At 61.9% G+C, this 19,868-nt stretch carries 16 protein-coding genes and 1 pseudogene; 9 read left to right on the top strand and 8 right to left on the bottom strand.

Annotated elements, in window-relative coordinates; genetic code table 11:
• The first annotated feature begins 33 nt into the window (after positions 1-33).
• From ACTV8E_RS18685 to ACTV8E_RS18660, 6 genes and pseudogenes are all read left to right on the top strand, one after another.
• Positions 34-2,427 carry a TonB-dependent receptor gene (locus tag ACTV8E_RS18685; RefSeq protein WP_443200463.1) on the top strand — a complete coding sequence of 798 codons (2,394 nt, stop codon included), beginning with the start codon at positions 34-36 and terminating at the stop codon, positions 2,425-2,427.
• A gap of 67 nt (positions 2,428-2,494) precedes the next feature.
• Entirely contained in the window at positions 2,495-3,619 is a 1,125-nt protein-coding gene (locus ACTV8E_RS18680; protein WP_251836408.1) for a PepSY-associated TM helix domain-containing protein, read from the top strand.
• Positions 3,616-3,789: a hypothetical protein gene (locus ACTV8E_RS18675; protein ID WP_251836407.1), complete on the top strand. Its 174-nt coding sequence runs from the start codon at positions 3,616-3,618 to the stop codon at positions 3,787-3,789. The genes ACTV8E_RS18680 and ACTV8E_RS18675 overlap by 4 nt, the downstream gene beginning before the upstream one ends.
• A gap of 1,305 nt (positions 3,790-5,094) precedes the next feature.
• A pseudogene (locus ACTV8E_RS18670) lies at positions 5,095-5,628 on the top strand (methyl-accepting chemotaxis protein); the annotation flags it as partial.
• Between the two features lie 291 nt (positions 5,629-5,919).
• Positions 5,920-6,834 carry a DMT family transporter gene (locus ACTV8E_RS18665; protein WP_251836405.1) on the top strand — a complete coding sequence of 305 codons (915 nt, stop codon included), beginning with the start codon at positions 5,920-5,922 and terminating at the stop codon, positions 6,832-6,834.
• A 59-nt stretch (positions 6,835-6,893) separates the two neighbouring features.
• Entirely contained in the window at positions 6,894-7,979 is a 1,086-nt protein-coding gene (locus ACTV8E_RS18660; protein ID WP_443200462.1) for an FUSC family protein, read from the top strand.
• A gap of 141 nt (positions 7,980-8,120) precedes the next feature.
• Here ACTV8E_RS18660 and ACTV8E_RS18655 read toward each other — a convergent pair whose 3' ends face one another.
• A complete protein-coding gene (locus ACTV8E_RS18655) occupies positions 8,121-10,205 on the bottom strand; it encodes a carboxy terminal-processing peptidase (RefSeq protein ID WP_251836433.1) in 2,085 nt (694 codons plus the stop codon).
• A gap of 137 nt (positions 10,206-10,342) precedes the next feature.
• On the opposite strand from ACTV8E_RS18655, the gene ACTV8E_RS18650 reads away from it, so the two are divergent.
• On the top strand, positions 10,343-11,305 hold the full coding sequence (locus ACTV8E_RS18650; RefSeq protein ID WP_443200461.1) for a zinc-binding dehydrogenase: 963 nt from the start codon (positions 10,343-10,345) through the stop codon (positions 11,303-11,305).
• Positions 11,306-11,400: 95 nt separating this feature from the next.
• Here ACTV8E_RS18650 and ACTV8E_RS18645 read toward each other — a convergent pair whose 3' ends face one another.
• The 3 genes from ACTV8E_RS18645 to ACTV8E_RS18635 all read right to left on the bottom strand — a co-directional run bounded on the left by ACTV8E_RS18645 (position 11,401) and on the right by ACTV8E_RS18635 (position 13,332).
• Complete coding sequence (locus ACTV8E_RS18645; protein ID WP_443200460.1) at positions 11,401-11,790, bottom strand: VOC family protein; 390 nt, start codon at positions 11,788-11,790, stop codon at positions 11,401-11,403.
• Positions 11,791-11,909: 119 nt separating this feature from the next.
• Positions 11,910-12,563, bottom strand: a complete 654-nt coding sequence (locus ACTV8E_RS18640) for an HAD family hydrolase (RefSeq protein ID WP_443200459.1) — start codon at positions 12,561-12,563, stop codon at positions 11,910-11,912.
• A gap of 46 nt (positions 12,564-12,609) precedes the next feature.
• On the bottom strand, positions 12,610-13,332 hold the full coding sequence (locus tag ACTV8E_RS18635) for an SIMPL domain-containing protein (protein ID WP_251836400.1): 723 nt from the start codon (positions 13,330-13,332) through the stop codon (positions 12,610-12,612).
• A 145-nt stretch (positions 13,333-13,477) separates the two neighbouring features.
• On the opposite strand from ACTV8E_RS18635, the gene ACTV8E_RS18630 reads away from it, so the two are divergent.
• On the top strand, positions 13,478-15,742 hold the full coding sequence (locus ACTV8E_RS18630) for a beta-agarase (RefSeq protein WP_443200458.1): 2,265 nt from the start codon (positions 13,478-13,480) through the stop codon (positions 15,740-15,742).
• 481 nt (positions 15,743-16,223) lie between these two features.
• Here the strand turns inward: ACTV8E_RS18630 and ACTV8E_RS18625 are convergent, their stop codons facing one another.
• Together ACTV8E_RS18625 and ACTV8E_RS18620 are read right to left on the bottom strand one after the other, a co-directional pair.
• The gene (locus ACTV8E_RS18625; protein WP_251836398.1) at positions 16,224-17,261 is read right to left on the bottom strand and encodes a metal-dependent hydrolase; all 1,038 of its coding nucleotides are present in this window, start codon (positions 17,259-17,261) and stop codon (positions 16,224-16,226) included.
• Between the two features lie 140 nt (positions 17,262-17,401).
• Complete coding sequence (locus ACTV8E_RS18620; RefSeq protein WP_251836397.1) at positions 17,402-17,923, bottom strand: Hsp20/alpha crystallin family protein; 522 nt, start codon at positions 17,921-17,923, stop codon at positions 17,402-17,404.
• Between the two features lie 182 nt (positions 17,924-18,105).
• Between ACTV8E_RS18620 and arfB the strand changes: the two genes are divergently transcribed.
• A complete protein-coding gene (gene arfB, locus ACTV8E_RS18615; RefSeq protein ID WP_251836396.1) occupies positions 18,106-18,519 on the top strand; it encodes an alternative ribosome rescue aminoacyl-tRNA hydrolase ArfB in 414 nt (137 codons plus the stop codon).
• A 21-nt stretch (positions 18,520-18,540) separates the two neighbouring features.
• On the opposite strand, the gene ACTV8E_RS18610 is transcribed toward arfB, so the two are convergent.
• Both ACTV8E_RS18610 and phhA read right to left on the bottom strand, forming a co-directional pair.
• Complete coding sequence (locus ACTV8E_RS18610) at positions 18,541-18,891, bottom strand: 4a-hydroxytetrahydrobiopterin dehydratase (protein WP_443200457.1); 351 nt, start codon at positions 18,889-18,891, stop codon at positions 18,541-18,543.
• Positions 18,892-18,931: 40 nt separating this feature from the next.
• Entirely contained in the window at positions 18,932-19,714 is a 783-nt protein-coding gene (phhA, locus tag ACTV8E_RS18605) for a phenylalanine 4-monooxygenase (protein ID WP_443200456.1), read from the bottom strand.
• Between the last annotated feature and the right edge of the window lie 154 nt (positions 19,715-19,868).

Raw genomic sequence — 19,868 nt, 5'->3', positions numbered from 1 at the left:
TTGAGACTGATTTCCATCTAGGAGCTGTTCGCAATGCACCGCACGTCGACGCTGTTCCAACCTCGTTTGCTGGTTGCCGCTGTGGCACTGGCCTGTTTGCCGCAGCTGGCCCTGGCCGAGCGCTACCAGCTCCCGGCCGGCCCGCTCGCCGGCACACTCAACCGTATTGCCAGCGAAGCCGGCATCGTGTTGAGCATCGACCCCCGTCTCACCGCCGGGCGCAGCTCGCAGCCGGTAGAAGGCGACTACGCGCCCTTGGCCGCACTCAGCGCCGCGCTGCGCGGCAGCGGGTTGCAACTGGTGCAGAGCAGGGCGGGCACCTACAGCCTGGAGCCGATCAAACAGGACGTCATGGTCTTGCCCGAGAGCAGCATCAGCGCCCAAGGGCTGGCTGAAGGCAGCGCCGAGAGCGGCTACCGCAGCGAATCGGTGCGCAATGTGGGTGCCCTGGGTGGCATGGCGCTGCAGGACACGCCGTTTTCCATGAGTGTGGTGTCTCGGGAGTTGCTGGAAAACACCCAAACCACCTCCAGCGACGATGTGTTCAAGCGCAACCCGTTTACCCAATTGTATTCACCCAAAAATGCCGGCTACGCCAGTGCCGTGGCGATTCGTGGCTTCACCGCAGCGGGCAATCTGAGTCTTGCCAACGACGGCCTGCGCTTCAGCAACGGCTATGACGGCGGCAACTTCATCGAAGAAATGGAGCAACTGGAAATTCTCACCGGCCTCAGCGGCTTTCTCTATGGTCCGGCCAGCCCGGGCGGTCTGGTCAACTATGTGCTCAAACGCCCAACGGCCGCGCGCTACAGCAGCGTGACACTCGGCAATGCCGGGGGTAACAACTATTACCTGCACGGGGATTTTGGCGGGCCGATCGACAGTGCAGGGACCTTCGGGTATCGACTCAATGTGCTGGCGCAGGACGGCGAGACCGAGATCGACCTGCAGAAACGCCGGCGGGAAATGGTCAGCCTGGCGGTGGACTGGAACGTCAGTGATGACCTGCTGGTCCAGTTCGAGGCGTCCCACAAGAAAAGCGAAACCCGTGGGCTGAACAGCTATTGGTACTTCTTCGACCAGGGTTTGCGCCCCTCTGCCAAAGACCTCGAGAACGACAGGTTGTACAGCCAGCGCTGGGCGTTCGCCGACAGTGAACATGACCGCGTTGGCGGACGCTTCAATTGGCGCCTGAACGATCTCTTCAGCCTGCGCGGCGCCCTGGGCTACACCCAGTACACCGATGAATATGCCTATACCGGCCCCACCGTCGCCAACGCGGGGCTCTACACCCAGCCGCTGTATGCCTTTGCGCCGGTGGATACCGAAGAAACGTCCGGCAACCTGTTCCTCGATGCGGCTTTCGACACCGCCGGCATCGGCCATGCGATGACGTTCGGCTACCAGGGCAATGTCGCGCGGGTGAAGCATTACACCGACTACGTTCCGTTTCCCGGCCCGCAATATGTCTCTGTGACCCCAGAGGTGCCTTTTGACCAACAGCCGCAGGTGGCCAAGCCTGCCTATTCGGTCGGCAATGGTGATCAGCGGGTGGCCACGCGCAACCAGTCAGACAGTGTCTTGGTGGGGGATGTCATCACCTTCAACGAGCAGTGGTCGAGCATCCTTGGCCTGACCCACACCCGGATCAAGACGTTCAGCAGCGACTTCTACTGGATGGAGGCGTTCGGCACGCCGGAGACCCGTACCCATTACGATGAACGCGAAACCTCGCCCAGCGTTTCGCTGATCTACAAGCCACAACCCTGGCTGACCACCTATGCCACCTACATCGAGGGTCTGCAGGCGGGCGGCATCGCCCCTTCCACCGCGCTCAACGCCGGTGAGGCCCTGGCACCGGAAGTCAGCGAGCAGTACGAGCTGGGTCTGAAAGCCACCGTGGGCGAGACCCTGCTGACCCTGGCGCTGTTCGATATCGACAAGCCCAACAGCTACGTCAATGGGGCCAACCTCTATGTTCAGGAGGGTCGCCAACGGAGCCGGGGTGTCGAATTCGGTGTGACCGGCAAGGTCACGCCTGAGTTGACCCTGGTGGGCGGACTCACCGTGCTCGACCCGGAGGTGGACGATTCCGGCGTCGCCGCCAATGACGGCAACCTCCCGACCGACGTTGCCAGCCGGCTGGCCAAGCTGTATGCCGAGTATGACGTCAACGCCGTACCCGGTTTTGCCGTGACCGGCGGCGCCTATCACACCGGCAAGCAATACACCGATGCCGGCAATGCTCACAGTCTGCCGTCATTTACCACGTTCGACCTGGGCGCCCGCTACCGCGTGCGGGTGGCCGAAACCCACATGACCCTGCGTGCCAACCTGAGCAACCTGGCCGACAAGGAGTACTGGCTGAACAGCTATTACCTGGGCGATCCGCGCACGCTGACGTTCTCTGCCCAACTGGAGTTTTGATTCGTTTCCATCGCCAAGGAAGGCTGGCTGCAACCGTTCGATTCCCAGTTTTACATCGAGATGTGCAATGAACGCTTCCACTATCCGTCGCTGGTCCGCCGTGCATACCTGGACCAGCCTGATCTGCACGTTGTTCCTGCTGATGCTGGCGATCACCGGGCTGCCACTGATCTTTCACCATGAGCTGGAGCATTTGCTCGGCGAGGCGCCCGAGTTGCGCCAGATGCCGGCCGAAACACCGCAGCTCGATCTGCAACAGCTGGTGTTGGCCGCCGAGGCCCATCGGCCTGGCGAGGTGGTGCAATACCTAGGCTGGGATGAAGAGGACGCCAATGGCGTGGTGACGATCATGGCCGCCACCGCCGGCACCGAACCCAACAGCTCGCATACCTTCATGCTCGATGCGCGCACCGGCGAGGCCGTGGCCATGCCGGCGGCCAACGGCGGGCTGATGATGTTTTTCCTGCGCATGCATGTGGACATGTTCGCCGGGTTGGCGGGCAAGCTGTTGCTGGCCTTCATGGGGCTGTTGTTCGTGGTGGCGATCATCTCCGGAGCGGTGCTCTATGCGCCGTTCATGCGTCGTTTGCAATTCGGCGAAGTCCGTCGCCAGCGTTCGCCACGCACACGCTGGCTGGACCTGCACAACCTGATCGGCATCGTCATCCTGACCTGGGCGCTGGTGGTGGGCGTGACCGGTGTGATCAGCGCCTGCGCCGACCTGCTGATCAGCGCCTGGCGCACCGAAAGTCTGGCGGCCATGGTGGCGCCGTACCGCGATGTGCCGCCGCTGACTGAGCGGGCCCCGGTCAGCGATGTGCTGACGATTGCCGCCTCCGCTGCGCCGGGCATGCAGCCGGATTTCATTGCGTTCCCCGGTACGCGTTTTTCCAGCGAGCATCATTATTCGGTGTTTATGAAAGGCAGCACGCACCTGACCGCGCACCTGTGGAAGCCCGTGCTGATCGACGCGCGCACTCTGGAGATTACCGCCGTCAGCACGCCGCCCTGGTACATGAGCGCACTGTCGCTGTCGCAGCCGCTGCATTTTGGCGACTACGGCGGCCGGCCCATGCAGATTCTCTGGGCGCTGCTGGATGGGCTGACCATCGTGGTGCTCGGCAGCGGCTTGTATCTGTGGTGGGTGCGACGGCGCAGCGTGGCGCCGGTCAGCCGCGAGGTACGTGTATGACGCGCTGGCGTGATTCGACCTGGGGTATTCCGAGTGTGATTGCGGGGCTGGGTGCGGTCGGACTGTTCGCCGCGCTGCTCGGCGACGGGGTGTGGGACGCTCTCGCCTGGCTGGGGCTCGGTATACCCGGTGTGGTGAGCGTGATGGCGCTCTGGCTGGGGCGCGGTTGATGCCGCTTTGCCTGTTCTTTGGCCCGACTCGTAGACCAGGTTATGCAGCTGGAACGGCTTAAAAATTAATCTCAGCGTTTTAGTCAAGTAATTCAATTTTTGCCCGATAAAAGTCGGATGTGGGTCTGCTTGGCGTTTGACGCCAGAATGCTGCCTGTTTATCAGCTGCCCGAAAGAGGCAGAGACTTGTGTGCGAGAGGTTCGAGAACTGTGAATACAAAGACGTTAAGGGCGCGGCTGTGGCTGTTGGGGATAGCCAGTGTGTTGGGGGTGGCGCTGCTGGCCGCGACAACATTGTGGTACGCGCAGCGCAGCAAGGACCAATTGCAGGAGTTCGTCGAACGCTTCATCACCGTCAATAGCCTCGCCACAAAGTCTTATGCCAACGGCCTGCAAACAGGCCAGGCGTTGCGCAATATCCTGCTCGACCCGGGTAATCAGCGAGGCCATGACAACTACGCCAATGCGGTGAAGGCCTTTGGTGAGCAGGCGGCGGCATTGATTGAGCGAATGCGCCGGCATCCGGTATCGACGCCCAGGGCCGATGAGCTGGAGGTTAAAATCCGTGCCTGGCGTCCCAAGCAGGACAGGGTCATCGAGTTGGTCAAGGCGCAGCGCGTCAGCGAGGCGATGGTGTACCTGAATGCCGAAGAAACGCCCGCTTGGCGTGAAGTGCGCGCCATTCTGATGGCCGTGGTAGCGAACAGTGAAGAGCGGGCCGCGGCCCGGAATACCGATTTGATCGCATCGCTGGAAGCGTCCGAGCGGATGTCGATGATCATCAGTCTGTTGGCGTTATTACTGGTCGCTCTGGCCACGTTCTTCATCGGGCGCGGCGTATTGCGCCAAGTGGGCGGTGAGCCTACCGACGCAGCCCTTGCATTGCGGCGTATCGCCGGAGGCGATCTGACCCAGACGCTGAGCCTGGCGCACGGTGATCGCGACAGTATTCTCGCGGCGGCGGTGGAGATGCAGGCTCAGTTGGGCGACCTGATTGGCGCCATTCACCAGGATGCGCAGGCGGTACTGAGTGCCAGCGAAAAACTCCAGCACAACGCCGGCATCGTGTCGGCGGCGGCGCAGGAACAAAGCGACGCGACGTCCGCCATCGCTGCGGCGACCGAGGAGCTGACGGTGAGCATCGGGGCGATGTCAGATCATGCCGGGGAAGCCCTGAATCTGTCGCAAAACACCGAAAGCCAGGTGCGTCAGGGGCTTGAAGGCATCAGCTTGACGACGTCGACCATCAACAAGGTGGCCCACAGCATGGCCGAGTCGACGGTGACCATGGAGGAGCTGTCGAAAAAGGTTATCAACATCAACGGAATCGCCCGCACCATTCACGAAATCGCCGATCAGACCAACCTGCTGGCGCTCAACGCGGCCATCGAGGCCGCCCGAGCCGGCGAACAGGGACGAGGCTTTGCGGTGGTAGCCGATGAGGTACGCAACCTGGCCGCCCGCACTGCTAGCTCAACGGTCGAGATCAGCGAGATGCTCAGTGATATTCAGAACAGCTCGCAGATGGCCTTGAACACCCTGAGCCAGACCCAGGCGTTGGTGCAGGACAGCGCCGCGTCCACCCAGCAGGTGCAGAGCGCGGTGTCCGGCCTGGACGAGTCGGCAGCTGAACTGCGCAGTGCCATCAACTCGATCCAGCTGGGCCTGCACGAACAGAGCATGGCGGGTACGGATATCGCGCAACGGGTCGAAATGATCGCTCAGGGCATCGCCAATACCAATCAGGCCGCTGCCAGCTCCAGCAGCTACGCCCGGGAGTTGCTGGGTCTGTCGCAGACGTTGCGTACCCAGGTCAGCCGGTTTCGTACGCGTTCTTAAAAAAAACCAGCTCCCGCAACGGCGCCGTCTGGGCAGGGCGACGTTGCTCGTTGCAAGGAACTGAGATCGATCAATAGCTGAACGAGCAGCCCGCCGCGCAGTCGTGGATTCCCACGGTGGGCTGCCCGAACGAAGCGGCATTGTCAGTCCTGCAATGGGGCGCGAGGCCATCCTGCTCATTCGGTCTTTTCATTGGATTTGACGTGCCAGCCGGACAGTCCACTCGCGTCCAGCGCACTCTGTCGCTAGTCGTGAGTCCAACCGGGAGCTGTTTATCGGAGGCTGGCGAGGATGCCCAACAACACGCAAGGTGTGACCCGTGCCCATCTGGGCATGCTGCTCTGGGCCGTTCTGGTGGGGTTGTCTTTCCCGGCGGTGGGGCTGATGAGCGAGGGGCTGCCACCCCTGTTGCTGACGGCGGTGCGTTTTGCCATCGCGGCATTGGCGGTCTGGCCGTTGCTGTTGGGGCAACCGGAACGCTGGCCCAGCCTGCCGGGGTTGCTGCTGTACGCCGTCATGGGCCTGTGCCTGGCCGGCTTTTTCGGCGCAATGTTCTGGGCGGCGCATCGGGCCAGCGCGCTAAGCATGGCCACCTTGTATGTCAGTGTGCCGCTGATGGCCTACGGTCTGGGACGCCGGCTCGGCGTGGAGCAGCCGGCCGGTCGCATGCTGGCCCTGTTGCTACTGGGCGCACTCGGCGCGCTTGGCCTGGCGTGGGCGGAAAGCGGTGGCCAGCAGGGCGAACTGCAGTTGCGCCGCGGCGAACTGTTGTTTTTTCTGGGGTGTGTGGCTTCCGCACTGTTCCCGGTGTTGAGCAAGTGGGGCTTGAAAAACGGCTGGCTGGCACGCCAGGCCGTCCCACGTACGTTCTGGAGCCTGGTCGTCGGCGGCTTGCTGATTGCTGTGCTGGGGCTGTTCTGGGAGGCGCCACAGGCGCTGTCCCGCATGAGCCCATCGGATCTTCTGATCCTGGCTTATCTGGGCATCTTCTCGACGGCGGCCACCTTCTGGCTGCTGCAGCGTGCCACGGCGTTGCTTACCCCAGGGGCGATCACGGCCTACAGCTATCTGGTGCCATTCGTGTCGATGCTGGTGTTGTTTGGCGAACAGCCGCAGCGCATTGGTTGGCAGTGGCTGCCCGGCAGCGTGCTGGTGATCCTGTCGATCGGCTTGTTGCTGCGCCAGGAGAACGGAACGACGACCTGAGGCCGGCAAATGCCTTCGTTTCAACCAAGGAGAGTGAGATGGCGAGCGGACGGATACTGATGGATATCAAAGGGATGCTGCGGCAGCAGATGCGTCTGTTACTGACCATCACTCCCAGCGACCGGTTGTGGCAGATGCCCATCGCCGCAGCACTGGCTTCGGGGCTGCCGTTGTTCGTCGGCGCCTACTTCGGAGAATTGCAATACGGGCTGGTGTCGTCATTGGGTGGGCTGGTCTTTCTGTACCTGCCCAACACACCCATGTCCCACCGCATGGTGATGCTGATGGCCTGTGCCTTCGCGATGATCGCCTGTTATGCGCTGGGGGTGATCAGCCATTTCTTCCCGGTGTTGAAGGTGCCGGTGCTGGTGTTCGCCAGCATTCTGGTCACCATGGTCTGCCGCTTTTACGGGGTGGGCATGCCGGGCAGTCTGTTCTTCATCATGGCTGCGGCCATCGGCGCCTATACGCCGCTGGAGGTGCTCCAGGTGCCCCTGATGGTCGGGTTGATCAGCATGGGCGCGCTGCTGGCGTGCCTGATCGGTTTTTTCTACAGCCTTTATACCCTGCGTTTGCTGCCTCCCCAGCCGGTCTTGCAGCGGCTGCCGCCAACCTTCAATTTCGTCGTGTTCGACTCGGTGATTATTGGCGTGTTCGTAGGTATTTCGCTGCTGTTGGCGCAGGTGCTGCAGCTGGACAAACCCTATTGGGTTCCGGTGACCTGTCTGGCAGTCATCCAGGGTGCGTCGCTGCAGGCCGTCTGGAACAAACAACTGCAACGTGTGCTGGGCACTGTCATCGGTTTGCTGGTGGCCTGGGGAATGCTGTTGCTGCCGTTGAACAACTGGAGCATCGCGCTGACCATGATGCTGCTGTCGTTCGTGATCGAATATTCAGTGGTTCGGCACTATGCCTTCGCTACCATTTTCATCACGCCCTTGACGATTTTGCTCGCCGAAGCCGCGACCCTCGGGCAGGGCTCGCCAAATACGCTGATCGAGGCTCGGTTCTATGACACGGTGCTGGGCTGTTTAGTGGGGCTGGTGGGCGGAATTTGCCTGCACAACCCACGATTTCGCGACGTGATTGGCCGGCCTATGCGCCGTCTGATTCCGGCCCGCTTTGCGGGGTCGGCAAAAGAGTAGGGGATCTCCCGGCGGGTGCCGGGAGGCTGGATTTTAGTCCGTAGGTGGATGTCGTTGTTCCCACCATGGCTCTTTCAACGGGTGGATCGGTGAAGCGTGATCCACCCTACATCCCGATAACCGGGGTTCCCCGGCTGGGGTTTAGTGCTTGGCAACCTGCGGCTGCAGAACCAGATAGTCGAGCAGGATGTGTCCGCTTTCCGCCAGATAGGCATCTTCTTCAGGCGTAGGCTTGTCCGCTGCGGTGAGCAGGGCGTCTTCCTCGTCATCGTCCTTGAGCTTGCTCAGCAGTTCTTCACCCTTGGCCTCGCGGCGAGCATTTTCCAAGGCGAGCTGCTTGGCCTCGATGGCGGCCTGCTGGGCGCGGCGCTTGGTTTCGTTGAGGCTGACGGTGGTTTCGTTCATCAGTGTCTGGGACAGGCTCAGCCGGTCACGGGTGAAGACAAAGTCCGGGTGGGTGGCGGTGCGCTTTTCATGGCGCTTCTGCAGTTCGACGAGGAACGGCTTGAACGGGTCCGAATCGGTACGGATCGCCGGATTGATGCTATCCCACGGCATGGCTTCCGGCAGGGCGCTTTCGCCGATCTGCTGGGTGTCGACCACCGAGGGGTAGGCGATGTCCGGCAGCACGCCCTGGTGCTGGGTGCTCTGTCCGGAAACCCGGTAGAACTTGGCCAGGGTCAGCTTGAGTTCGCCATGATTGAGCGGCTGGATACTCTGCACCGTGCCTTTGCCAAAGGTCTGCCCGCCGAGGATCAGGGCACGGTGATAGTCCTGCATGGCCCCGGCGAAGATTTCCGAGGCGGACGCCGAGAGGCGATTGACCAGCACGGCCATGGGGCCGGAGTAATAAGCGCCAGGGTTTTCATCGGCGAGTACATCGACGCGACCGTCGCTGTTGCGCACCAGCACCGTGGGGCCTTGTTCGATGAACAGACCGGTCAGCTCAGTGGCTTCCTGCAGGGAACCGCCACCGTTGTTGCGCAGATCGATGACGATGCCGTCGACCTTCTCCTTCTGCAATTCGCCGAGCAGTTTCTTGACGTCGCGGGTGGTGCTCTTGTACTCGGGATCGCCGGCCCGGTAGGCCTTGAAATCCAGGTAGAAGGCGGGGATCTCGATGATGCCAAGCTTGTAGTCACGACCATCGTGGGCCAGCTTCAGTACCGATTTTTTCGCGGCCTGTTCTTCCAGCTTGACTGCCTCGCGGGTGATGGTCACCACTTTGCTGGTCTGGTCGTTCGGCGCGTTGCTGGCCGGGATGATTTCCAGGCGTACCTTAGAGCCTTTCGGGCCGCGGATCAGCTTGACCACTTCATCCAGGCGCCAGCCGATTACATCGACCATTTCGTCATTGCCCTGGGCAACGCCAACAATCTTGTCGGCCGGGGCGATCTGCTTGCTCTTCTCGGCGGGACCGGCCGGCACCAGACGCACCACCTTGACGTTTTCGTTATCGCTTTGCAGCACCGCGCCGATGCCTTCCAGCGACAGGCTCATGTTGATGTCGAAGTTTTCCGCATTGTCCGGCGACAGGTAGTTGGTGTGCGGGTCGTAAGTCTGCGAAAAGGCGTTGATGTACGCCTGGAAGACGTCTTCAGTGCGGGTCTGCTTGAGGCGTGCGAGCTGGTTCTTGTAACGCTTGGTGAGCAGTTCCTGGATGGCCTTGGGCTCTTTGCCGGCGATCTTCAGGCGCAGCACTTCATCTTTAACGCGCTTGCGCCACAGCTCGTCGAGCTCGGCGCGGTCCTTGGCCCAGGGCGCCTCCTCGCGATCGACCAGCAGGTCTTCGTCGAGGGTGAAGTCGATGCTTTCCACCCCCTTATCCAGCAACCCCAGGGTGTAATCCAGGCGCTCCGTCAGGCGTACCAGGTGGCGCTTGTAAATGGCGAAACCCGGTTCCAGATTGCCAGCTTTGAGGAAATCGTCGAACTGGGTGCGCCATTTATCGAATTCAGCGATGTCGGCAGCGGTGAAATAGCTGCGTGACGGATCGAGGAGCTTGAGGTAACCCTCGTAGATTTTCTGCGAGCGGGCATCGTCCAGCGGGGGTTTGCTGTAGTGGTGCCGCTTGAGCAATTCGACCACGTTGAGGCTGGCGATCACCTGGTCGCGGTCGGGCTGCAGAGCGGACCAATCGCCCGCATTGGTGGGCTTGGCAGCCACTGGCAGGACGCTCCCGCCGAGGGCCAGGGCCAGGGCAGTGCCGCACAGCAGGCGCTTGATGTTGAGTCGACGCAGGGTCAGGTGATAACGCATAGTAGGCCGTCTGTCTGGGCGCCGGGCTCCGCGAGGGGGTCGGCGGCATAACGCAAAAGCCCGGTCAATCCGGGCTCGATTCAGAAACTCACTATGGAGGCAGCGTGAAGGCATTGCAAGGTATCGAAGGACGTGTGGAGTGGGCAGAACGGAGCCGTGAACTCTGTGACGCTGGCCAGATTCGCATCCAAGTGGCGGCGGCCGGTCTCAACCGCGCCGATCTGCTGCAACGCGCCGGGCATTATCCGCCACCGCCGGGCGTTACCGATGTGCTGGGGCTGGAGTGCGCCGGCGTGGTCACTGAAGTCGGCCCAGGCAGTACCTGGCAAGTCGGCGACCGAGTGTGCGCGTTGCTGGCGGGCGGTGGCATGGCCGAGGAGGTGGTGGTCGATGCCGGTCACGTGCTGCCAGTGCCGGATGGCCTGAGCCTCGTTGAAGCGGCGGCGCTGCCGGAGGTATACGCCACCGCCTGGCTCAACCTGTTTCAGCTTGCGCGCCTGCAGCCGGGCGAAAAAGTGCTGGTGCATGCCGGTGCCGGCGGGGTTGGCTCGGCGGCGATCCAGTTGTGCAAGGCATTCGGCAATTCGTGCTGGGTCAGTGTCGGTTCCGCCGAGCGCCTGGCCTATTGCGAATCCCTGGGCGCCCGCGGTGGCGTGCTGCGCGGCGAGAATCTGGAAGCGCTGCGCGACCACGCGCCCTTCGATGTCATTCTCGATCCGGTGGGTGCCAGCTATGCGCCGCTCAATCTGGATGTCATGGCCCGTGACGGCCGCTGGGTGATCATCGCCATGATGGGCGGCCGACGCGCTGAGCTCGACCTGGCCAAGCTGCTGGCCAAGCGCGTGCAACTGACCGGCTCGACGCTGCGTAACCGCGACGATGCCTTCAAGTCCGATCTGATCCGTGAGCTGCGCCAGCAGGTGTGGCCGCTGTTTGGCGAGGGCCGCTTGAAACCGCAGCTGGAGCGTACCTTTGCCGCACAGGATGTCGACGCGGCGTTCGCCGAGCTGGAAAGCAACCAAGTGAACGGCAAGATCGTGCTGGTGATCGACGAAAGCTTGAGCTGAGTTCGCGAGTGAGTGCATGGAATAGCGGCGCACCGTGTCCACACGGCCGCGCCGCTAATCCGCTCCCTGAAGACTAGACCCGGCGTACAGCGCACCTAGGGCGTCGAAACATCTTCATGGATGCACAGGTAATTGCCTTCCGTATCCTTGAACCAGGCGGCTTTTTCCGAACCGAGCACGCAGATGTGATTGACGGTTTTCAGCCCGGGAAGGTCGTAGTCCTCAAATAGCACACCGGCCTGTTGCAGGTTTTGCAGCGCGCTTTCGAGATTGGCGACCTCGAAGCTGAGTGCCGTGTGGTCGGCCTTGGTGCCGCCCTCCTTGGGAAACAAGGCAATCCGTGTACCGCTGCCAGCGACGTAGACGAATTTCCCGTCCGGGCGCTGACCCTCGGGCCTGAGGCCCAGCGTGTGTTCATAGAAATCCCTGGCGCGGTGCAAATCGATCACCGGCAACATGAGGGTGACAGGAGCGGTCGAGAGCATGATGAATCACCTGCGCAGTGGATCTACTCCCAGTCTGGCATTCAGAGGCCGCTCTGGCACCTCCGCGCAGGTGGCGTTATCAGGGCAGGGAAGGGAGGCGTTCGGTCGACAGAACGGCGTCACTGCCAATGCAAAATCGGCCAGCCCGCCTGTTCGGCGAATTCACGCAGGCGTGGGTCAGGATTGACCACGTGCGGATGGGCGACGCGGGTCAGCAGCGGCAGGTCGTTGGCTGAGTCGGAATAGAACGAGGCGCCTTGCAGCGTTTCGCCCTGTTCGGCCAGCCAGTCTTCCAGGCGTTGCACCTTGCCCTCGCGGTACGTGAGCACGCCCTGGGTACGGCCACTGAAAAAGCCGTGCTGTTCTTCAACGTCAATGGCCAGCACATCGTCGATGCCCAGCCGTTCGGCAATGGCGCTGACCAGGAATTGGGGCGAGGCGGAGATCACCAGGATGCGCTCGCCGCGAGCGCGGTGTTCGGCCACGCAGCGCATGGCGTCGCTGTAGATCAGCGGCTCGATGATGTTCTCCACGAAGGGCTCGACCACATACTCCACTTCTTCCCGGGTGCGGCCCACCAGCGGCGCCAGGCTGAACGCCATGTAGTCTTCCATGTCCAGACGGCCGAACGCGTATTCGGCCATCAGCGCACTTTCCTGGTGCAGGAAGGATTCGCCATCCACCCACTGCAGACGGGCCATCTCCCGGCTCCACAGGCTGGCACAGTCACCATCGATCAGGGTTTCATCCAGGTCAAAAATGGCCAGGGTCATCAGGTAGCCTCGTTAGGTAAAAGGGGCGGTTGGATCGCAGGTGCGATCACTCCAGGCCGAACTGAAAGGTGCTGACCACCCGCAGGCGCTTACCGATGGTGCGTGAGCTGTCCATGTCGCCGCCGTCGTCACTGTTTACGCTGATCACACCCTGATTGGCATTTTTCAACCCGCCGAGGGTGGCGCCGGCATCGGCGGCGAACTTGGCCGCCTGTTCGCGAGCATTGCGCGTGGCGTCTTCAAGCAGCTGCGGCTTTACATCATTGAAGCCGCGCAACTGATAGCGCGGTCCGCCGTAGCCGTCCTGGTTGTCGAGCTGCACGCCGGCCTGGATCAGCGGATCGCTGGCATTGGCGGCCTTGGCCACCAGGTCGACGCGCGGGGTCTTGACCACCACTTGGCCCAGCCCGGTAAAGCGCAGGGCGACATTGCTGTTGCCCCATTCGCGAGCCAGCAGGTCCTGGACCTGTAAGGGCCGGGTTTCGATTTCATCGGGGTTGAAGCCTTGCGCGGCCAGGAAGGCCACCACCTGCTCACGGTCTGCGCTGAGCTGGCGCTGCACCTCATCGAAGGCATTGCCGCCGCGACGGAACGCCAGGGTCCAGATGGCGAAATCGCTTTTCACATCCATTTCCGCCAGGCCCTTGACCGTTACCGTGCGGTCGGCCATGCGGAAGCGTTCCACCCCTTGACCCACCGACCAGCCGGCGAACGCGAGGGCGGCACCTAGAATGACAGCGGGAAGCAAACCGAGACGGGCAACAGGCATGGGGAATACTCCGAAGAAGGAACTGGCTTGCATTCTAAGCCGGCTAGCATCTTTTGGAACGCGGCGTGGTCTATTGCCGGTGTGTCAGGGAGCCGTTGCGATGAAGCCTGCCCTTTTTATATGGATTGTGAGCTGTTGCTTGGCCATGCCACTGAAGGCTGACGAGCAGACGTTGTTCAGCTTCGTGCGGCCGATCGATGTGGTGCAGGTCAGCACGCGGGATGCTTGGTTTCCCGAGCTGACTGCGGAAACGACGCCCGAGGGGCAGGTGCTGCGCAGGCTCAGCTTCAATGCGGCGCAGCGGCCGCGCATGCGCATGGAACCGCAGTCCGGCAGCTGGGACTGGAGTCAGGCGCAGGCGATCACGCTGCGTATCCAGAATGCCATGGACTGGGACCTGACCCTGAATGTGCGTATCAACAGTGGGGATGCCAAGACACTGGTCACCCAAGTGGCACTGCCGGCCGGGCCAGCGCAAACCTTGGTGGTGCCGCTGCGTGTCGCCTCGTCTCTGCAGCAAGGTATGCGCGCCCCGCCGCCGATGCCATGGATGCGCGATGGCAATCGCCTGCTGCTGGCCACCTCGGTGGACGGCGAGATCGAAGTCGATCAAGTCAAATCGGTAACCCTCTCATTGAATAATCCCGATGTGCCGCAGCATGTGCTGCTCGGCCATTTCGGCGTGACGACGGAAGATCAGCTGCAAGCGGCGTATGAGGGGATCGTCGACGGCTACGGGCAGTTCACTCGGGGCGAGTGGCCGGAAAAGATCGGCAGCGATGAACAACTGCGCGACAGTGTGGCCCAGGATGACCAAGCCCTGGTCCCCTTGCTTGAGCAGTTACCCGAGCAGGATCGCTTTGGCGGCTTGCGGGGTGGCATCAGCTTTCCGGCCACGGGGTTTTTCACCACAGTGAAGGTCGACGGGCGCTGGTACCTGCAAAGTCCCGAAGGCAACCCGTTCTTTTCCCTGGGCGTCAACGCGGTGACGCGTCAGCACAGCCAAACCTATGTGCAGGGGCGCGAGGCGATGTTTCGCGACCTGCCGGAGCCTGACCAGGCCCTGGCGGCCTTTTATGGCGAGTCGGACAACCGCAGCGACATCGGCGCCAACCGCAACCGGGCGTTTGACCATGGCCACTGGTACGACTTCTACAACGCCAATCGCTACCGGGTACGGGCCGAACAGGCCTGTCGGCAAACGGCGGACTGTGCTCCCTGCGACCCGGCTAACGAGGCGGTCAGGCTCAACGAGATCACCGCGGAACAGGCACAAGCCTGCATCCTGATGCGCAACCAGGCGGTTGTCGGCCGGTGGGCCGAGCAGTCTCTGCAGCGCCTCAAGGCCTGGGGTTTTAACAGCATCGGCAACTGGAGCGACGCGGAGCTGCGTGATCCGCAGCGCATGCCGTATACGCTGCCGTTGCTGATCGGTGGCGACTACGCGACCATCTCCACTGGCCATGACTGGTGGGGCGCCATGCCCGATCCATTCGATCCACGTTTCGCCATGGCCGCCGAGCGCAACATCGCCATTGCCGCGCGCGGCCGGCGGGACGATCCCTGGCTGCTGGGCTTCTTCGCTGACAACGAACTGGCCTGGGCTGCGCCCGGCGAACATCCCCATGCGCGTTATGCGCTGGCCTATGGCACGTTGCGGGCGACGACGGATGTGCCGGCTAAACGAGCCTTCCTCAAGCTGTTGCGCGACAAGTACCGCAACCAGCAAGGGTTGGCCCAAGCCTGGGGCATCGAATTACCGGCATGGGAGTTAATGGAAGATCCCGGCTTCGAGGCGCCATTGCCGAGCGCGGAATTTCCCGCCATCGAAGAGGATTTTCAGCGCTTCCTGCGCCTGTTCGCCGACACCTATTTCAAGACCGTCGCCGATGCGCTTGACTGGCATGCGCCCAATCATCTGCTGCTCGGCGGGCGTTTCGCGGTCAGCACGCCGGAGGCGCTGGCGGCCTGCGCACAGTACTGCGATGTGCTGAGTTTCAATGTCTACACCCGTGCGCCGCAGCAGGGCTATGATTTTGCCGCGTTGCAGGCACTGGACAAGCCGGTGCTGATCAGCGAGTTCAGTTTCGGCTCTCGTGATCGCGGCCCGTTCTGGCCGGGGTTGCTCGAAGTCCCCACCGAAGAAGCGCGGGGCTCGGCCTATGCACATTTTCTCGAGCGAGCCACCCAAGAGCCGAGTCTGGTGGGCGTTCACTGGTTCCAGTACCTGGACCAGCCCGTGACCGGTCGCTTGCTGGATGGCGAAAATGGCCATTTAGGTCTGGTCGGCATCACCGACCGGCCCTTCGCCAGCTTCGTACAGGCTGTCCGCCGCGCCAACCTGCGCGTGGCGCAGGATTGGTTGCCGGTGGCGGTGGGCGGGGCTGAGGATTCAGAAGGGCAGCCGTAGCGTGTGGAAGGGTGAGACGACAACGGATGGCTAGCGCTGCGCTCAACCGTCCTCCGTGACGGTGCGATGCGGCAGCGAAATGTAGGGTTGATCGCGCTTCACCGATCCACCGGGTGGCGATCCACCGGGTGGCGCTCCACCGAGCGGTATTGGAGGGGTAAAAAGCGACATTCACCCTACGGGCTGGTGCGTAACCGGTAGGGGCGAATTTATTCGCCTGGAGCAGGGCCTTCAGTCCACGCTGATGCCGCGACCAACATAGGATCTCAGCCACATCGCTCGTCGTCGCCCCGCAGTCATCGAAGGGATCGGTGCCAGGCGAATAAATTCGCCCCTACATATTCGGGTCGGTTATTTCCATTTTGGTGTTAGGTAAGCCTGCCGCACGGAATACTCCGCCGGCGGGGTGCTCGCCGGTTTCCAGCCCTCCCGTCTGCAACGAGCGCCGCCGCCCTATGCCAGCTGCGGCTCCGCTTTGATACTACCGGCGCAACTCCTCTGCCCAGGCCATCACCGGCACGTTTTCTTGCGGGTTCCAGATCCGCTGCCAGAGGGTCAGCAGGCGGGCGGTATCGCTGCGCTGCATGGGGCGTCGCTCCACCCAGGCAATCGGCTGCCATTGATCGTCGCGCCATTCGGCCATGGGGAAGCGAAAAGGGTGGTAGCCGGCCATGCCCATGCGCAAATCGGTTACCACCAGCTGATCGCCAATGCGGTCATAGCGCAGGATGCCGCGGGAAAACCACTCCAGCCGGGCATGCTGAGGCGAGTCACGCAGCGACTCACGCCAGTGGAGCCCGCGCGGCAATGACTGCAACGCGGGCGGCTGGGGGTCGAGCCAACTGACCAGGACTTCGTGGTACCGCTCGCCATCCAGCACGATGACCCGCCAGAGCAGGCTGTTGAACGGTGTCGGGGTGCTGAACATAGCCTCGGCCTGGATACCGTCGCGGGTCAACGCCTGCTGAACCCGATGTTCCGCCATTTGCTGACCGGCTAGGGTGAAGGCGAGGTACAGGCTCGACAGTCCCAGCGCACCGTATTGCCAACGCAGGCCTTTGTTGCCTAACCCAATGACCGCCCCGACCAGCACCGCGCCCAGCAGCGGCAGGGTGTACAGCGGGTCGATGATGAAGATGCTGGCCCAGGCAATCGGCGGCGAGGTCAGTGGCCAGAGCAGCTGGGTGCCGTAACTGGTGAAGGAGTCCAGCAAGGTATGCGTGACCAGTATCAGCCAGATTGTCAGCAGCATGCGCGCGCCGGTATAGCCCGGATTCGGTCGCCAGCGTCGCACCAGCCAGGTCAACAGAAGCGCTGCGCCGCTGAGTACGAACAACGAATGACTGAAGCCGCGGTGATAGGTCATTTGCGCCACGGCATCGCCGTAGTCGATGACCACATCCAGATCCGGCAGCGTGCCGAGCATGGCGCCACACAGCAGAGCCTTGCGTCCCTGCCAACGACCGAGCATCGCGCCTTGAATGCTGGCACCGAGCACAGCCTGGGTGATGGAATCCATGGGGGTACCGGGTAACGGACGGGTGGTTAACTTACCCGAGAGGCGAAAAAGAAACAGTGATTAATCTTGAGCAAATCCTTCAGGGTGGCGATGGCAAGGGATGGCGCATTCGGTAAAACCGAACGCGCCATCGAAACCGGCTATCCGCCGGAGGAGATGGGAATCTGCCGTTGCGTCGGCATGGCTTCCGGCTTTCTCGGCAGGTGAAGGGTCAGCACGCCATTGTTGAAGCGTGCCTCGATTTTCTCGGCGTCCACATCCTGTGGCAGTGAAAAGCTGCGCTGAAAGCTTCCGTAGTAGCGTTCCGAGTAATAGGAATTTTTGTTGTCTTCTTCCGATTGCGCCTTCTTCTCACCTTGAATCGTCAGGTTGCCGTTGGCCAGTGTTATCTGGAGGTCTTTTTCTTCCAGACCCGGTAATTCGGCGGTGATTTCGAAGGCGTCCTGTTTCTCAGAGATATCCACTGCGGGCATCAGGCGATTGGCCGCAGTCTCCGCCCCCCACAAAGGCGACTCGAAAGCACTGCTTCCGAACGGCGACATAGGCGAACCCAGGCCGAAATCCGAGAAGAGGTTGTCGATCTGCCGGCGCAGGCGGCTGATGGGATGCCGCCCGGATTCCTGCATGTTGGAAGAGCGCTCGCGCTGCTGATCGACCTGCATGGATTTGTCAGTGTCATTCATGGCGAAATCCTCCTTATATAAATAGGAGCCTGCATAAATAAACTAGAGCGAGTTGAATGGATCGGTGATGACACTGGTCGGAAAGCAGCTGGCTGGCGTTAGTGGTCAAACCAACGGTGTTCTGCGTTATCCTCACGCCGCCCTGGCTTCTCGGAACTTCCATGTTGCACATTTCCAACAGCGTCGAATTGCCTGACAGCGAAATCGAACTGACCGCCATTCGTGCCCAGGGCGCGGGTGGACAGAACGTCAACAAGGTCTCAAGTGCGCTGCACCTGCGGTTCGATATCCGCGCCTCGTCATTGCCGGCGTTCTACAAGGAGCGGCTGTTGGCCTTGCGCGACAGCCGCATCACCGCCGACGGGGTGATCGTCATCAAGGCGCAGCAGTTCCGTACCCAGGAACAGAACCGCGCCGATGCCTTGGCGCGTCTGGCCGAGCTGATCCGCAGCGCGACCAAGGTGGAGAAGACGCGTCGGCCAACCAAGCCCACCCTCGGCTCGAAGACGCGCCGCCTGGAGGGCAAGAGCAAGCGCGCCACGATCAAGGCCGGGCGCGGTAAGGTGGATTTCTAGCAAGCGCGCGGCCGGTTCCGTTCAGACAGCAGGGCGTTCAGCTGCCTGATCGGTGCGCGCCGCCATGATGAAGTCGTTGCGGTGCAGTCCACGGATTTTGTGCGTCCACCAAGTGACGGTGACCTTGCCCCATTCGGTGAGCAGCGAGGGGTGATGGCCTTCGGCTTCGGCGATTGCGCCGACCGCCTGGGTGAAGGCCAGAGCCTGGCGGAAATTCTTGAAGGTAAAGACCTTTTCCAGTTGCAGGACGCCCTCGCGGGTTTCCACGCTCCAGTCGGGAATCTGTTTGAGCAGGCTGGCCAGTTCATCCTCGGAGACGTGGGGCGCGTCGGCGCGGCAGGCTTCACAATGGGCTTGGGTCAGATCGGACATGGAGATTCTCCTAACGCGCGTGTTCTTGTTGGTATGACGACTAGGCGGCCTTTGGCGGAAACTTCGGCGCGTGCAATCCCAGCTGCATGGCCTGGTGTACCCAGCCCATGATGTCCTCGTTGCTCAGCTCGAACAAACGCTTGAGGGTCGGCAGCACGAAGTACAGCGGCTGCAGGATATCGATGCGGTAGGGCGTGCGCATGGCTTCAAGTGGGTCAAAAGGCAGGTGTTCAGGCGTCTCGGACAGACAATAGACCGTTTCCTTGGCCGAGGAGAGGATGCCGCCGCCGTAGATGCGTCGCCCGGCCTCGGTGTCGACCAGGCCGAACTCCACCGTCATCCAGTACAGGCGGGCGAGAAATACCCGTTCTTCCTTGCTGGCCTGCAAGCCGAGGCGGCCGTAGGTTTGGGTAAAAGCGGCGAACCAGGGGTTGGTCAGCAGCGGACAGTGTCCGAACAGCTCGTGGAAAATGTCCGGTTCCTGCAAGTAATCCAGCTCCTCGAAGGTACGGATAAAGGTGGCAACCGGGAAGCGTTTGCTGGCCAGCAGTTCAAAGAACGTCTGGAAGGGGATCAGCGCCGGTACCCGGACTACTTGCCAGCCGGTGGTGTTACCCAGCACCTGGTTGATCTCGTCCAGCTGAGGAATTCGATCTAGCGGCAAGGCCAGCTGGTCGATGCCGTCAAGATAGTCCTGGCAAGCGCGCCCTTCGATCAATCGCAACTGGCGCTCGATCAGTATCTGCCAGACCTGATGTTCGGCCTCGGGATAGGCGATGAAACCTTTTTGGTCCGGTTTGCGGGCTTGGTACTGAGTGCTCATGAATGGCCTCCGCCCATGGGCAGTAATGCTTCGAACCTAGCCCAGATGCGCAGGAATGTGCCTGAGAAAACGGCTGCCAGGGGCGAGCAGGTTCGCTCCGTCTGTAACGCCGGGCTTACGCCATTCGGCAATTGGCTTGCTCGGCTACGCTGAG

The sequence above is a fragment of the Pseudomonas sp. B392_1p genome, assembly GCF_052245235.1.
In the GTDB taxonomy this organism is placed as follows: domain Bacteria; phylum Pseudomonadota; class Gammaproteobacteria; order Pseudomonadales; family Pseudomonadaceae; genus Serpens; species Serpens gallinarum.
This window is presented reverse-complemented; position numbering and strand designations above follow the sequence as displayed.

What these genes read in the sequence shown, in the direction of transcription:
- ACTV8E_RS18685 (WP_443200463.1), top strand. Translation starts at nt 34, where the DNA reads ATGCACCGCACGTCGACGCTGTTCCAACCTCGTTTGCTGGTTGCCGCT.
- ACTV8E_RS18680 (WP_251836408.1), top strand. Translation starts at nt 2,495, where the DNA reads ATGAACGCTTCCACTATCCGTCGCTGGTCCGCCGTGCATACCTGGACC.
- ACTV8E_RS18675 (WP_251836407.1), top strand. Translation starts at nt 3,616, where the DNA reads ATGACGCGCTGGCGTGATTCGACCTGGGGTATTCCGAGTGTGATTGCG.
- ACTV8E_RS18665 (WP_251836405.1), top strand. Translation starts at nt 5,920, where the DNA reads ATGCCCAACAACACGCAAGGTGTGACCCGTGCCCATCTGGGCATGCTG.
- ACTV8E_RS18660 (WP_443200462.1), top strand. Translation starts at nt 6,894, where the DNA reads ATGGATATCAAAGGGATGCTGCGGCAGCAGATGCGTCTGTTACTGACC.
- ACTV8E_RS18645 (WP_443200460.1), bottom strand. Translation starts at nt 11,790, where the DNA reads ATGCTCTCGACCGCTCCTGTCACCCTCATGTTGCCGGTGATCGATTTG.
- ACTV8E_RS18640 (WP_443200459.1), bottom strand. Translation starts at nt 12,563, where the DNA reads ATGACCCTGGCCATTTTTGACCTGGATGAAACCCTGATCGATGGTGAC.
- ACTV8E_RS18635 (WP_251836400.1), bottom strand. Translation starts at nt 13,332, where the DNA reads ATGCCTGTTGCCCGTCTCGGTTTGCTTCCCGCTGTCATTCTAGGTGCC.
- ACTV8E_RS18630 (WP_443200458.1), top strand. Translation starts at nt 13,478, where the DNA reads ATGCCACTGAAGGCTGACGAGCAGACGTTGTTCAGCTTCGTGCGGCCG.
- ACTV8E_RS18625 (WP_251836398.1), bottom strand. Translation starts at nt 17,261, where the DNA reads ATGGATTCCATCACCCAGGCTGTGCTCGGTGCCAGCATTCAAGGCGCG.
- ACTV8E_RS18620 (WP_251836397.1), bottom strand. Translation starts at nt 17,923, where the DNA reads ATGCAGGTCGATCAGCAGCGCGAGCGCTCTTCCAACATGCAGGAATCC.
- arfB (WP_251836396.1), top strand. Translation starts at nt 18,106, where the DNA reads ATGTTGCACATTTCCAACAGCGTCGAATTGCCTGACAGCGAAATCGAA.
- ACTV8E_RS18610 (WP_443200457.1), bottom strand. Translation starts at nt 18,891, where the DNA reads ATGTCCGATCTGACCCAAGCCCATTGTGAAGCCTGCCGCGCCGACGCG.
- phhA (WP_443200456.1), bottom strand. Translation starts at nt 19,714, where the DNA reads ATGAGCACTCAGTACCAAGCCCGCAAACCGGACCAAAAAGGTTTCATC.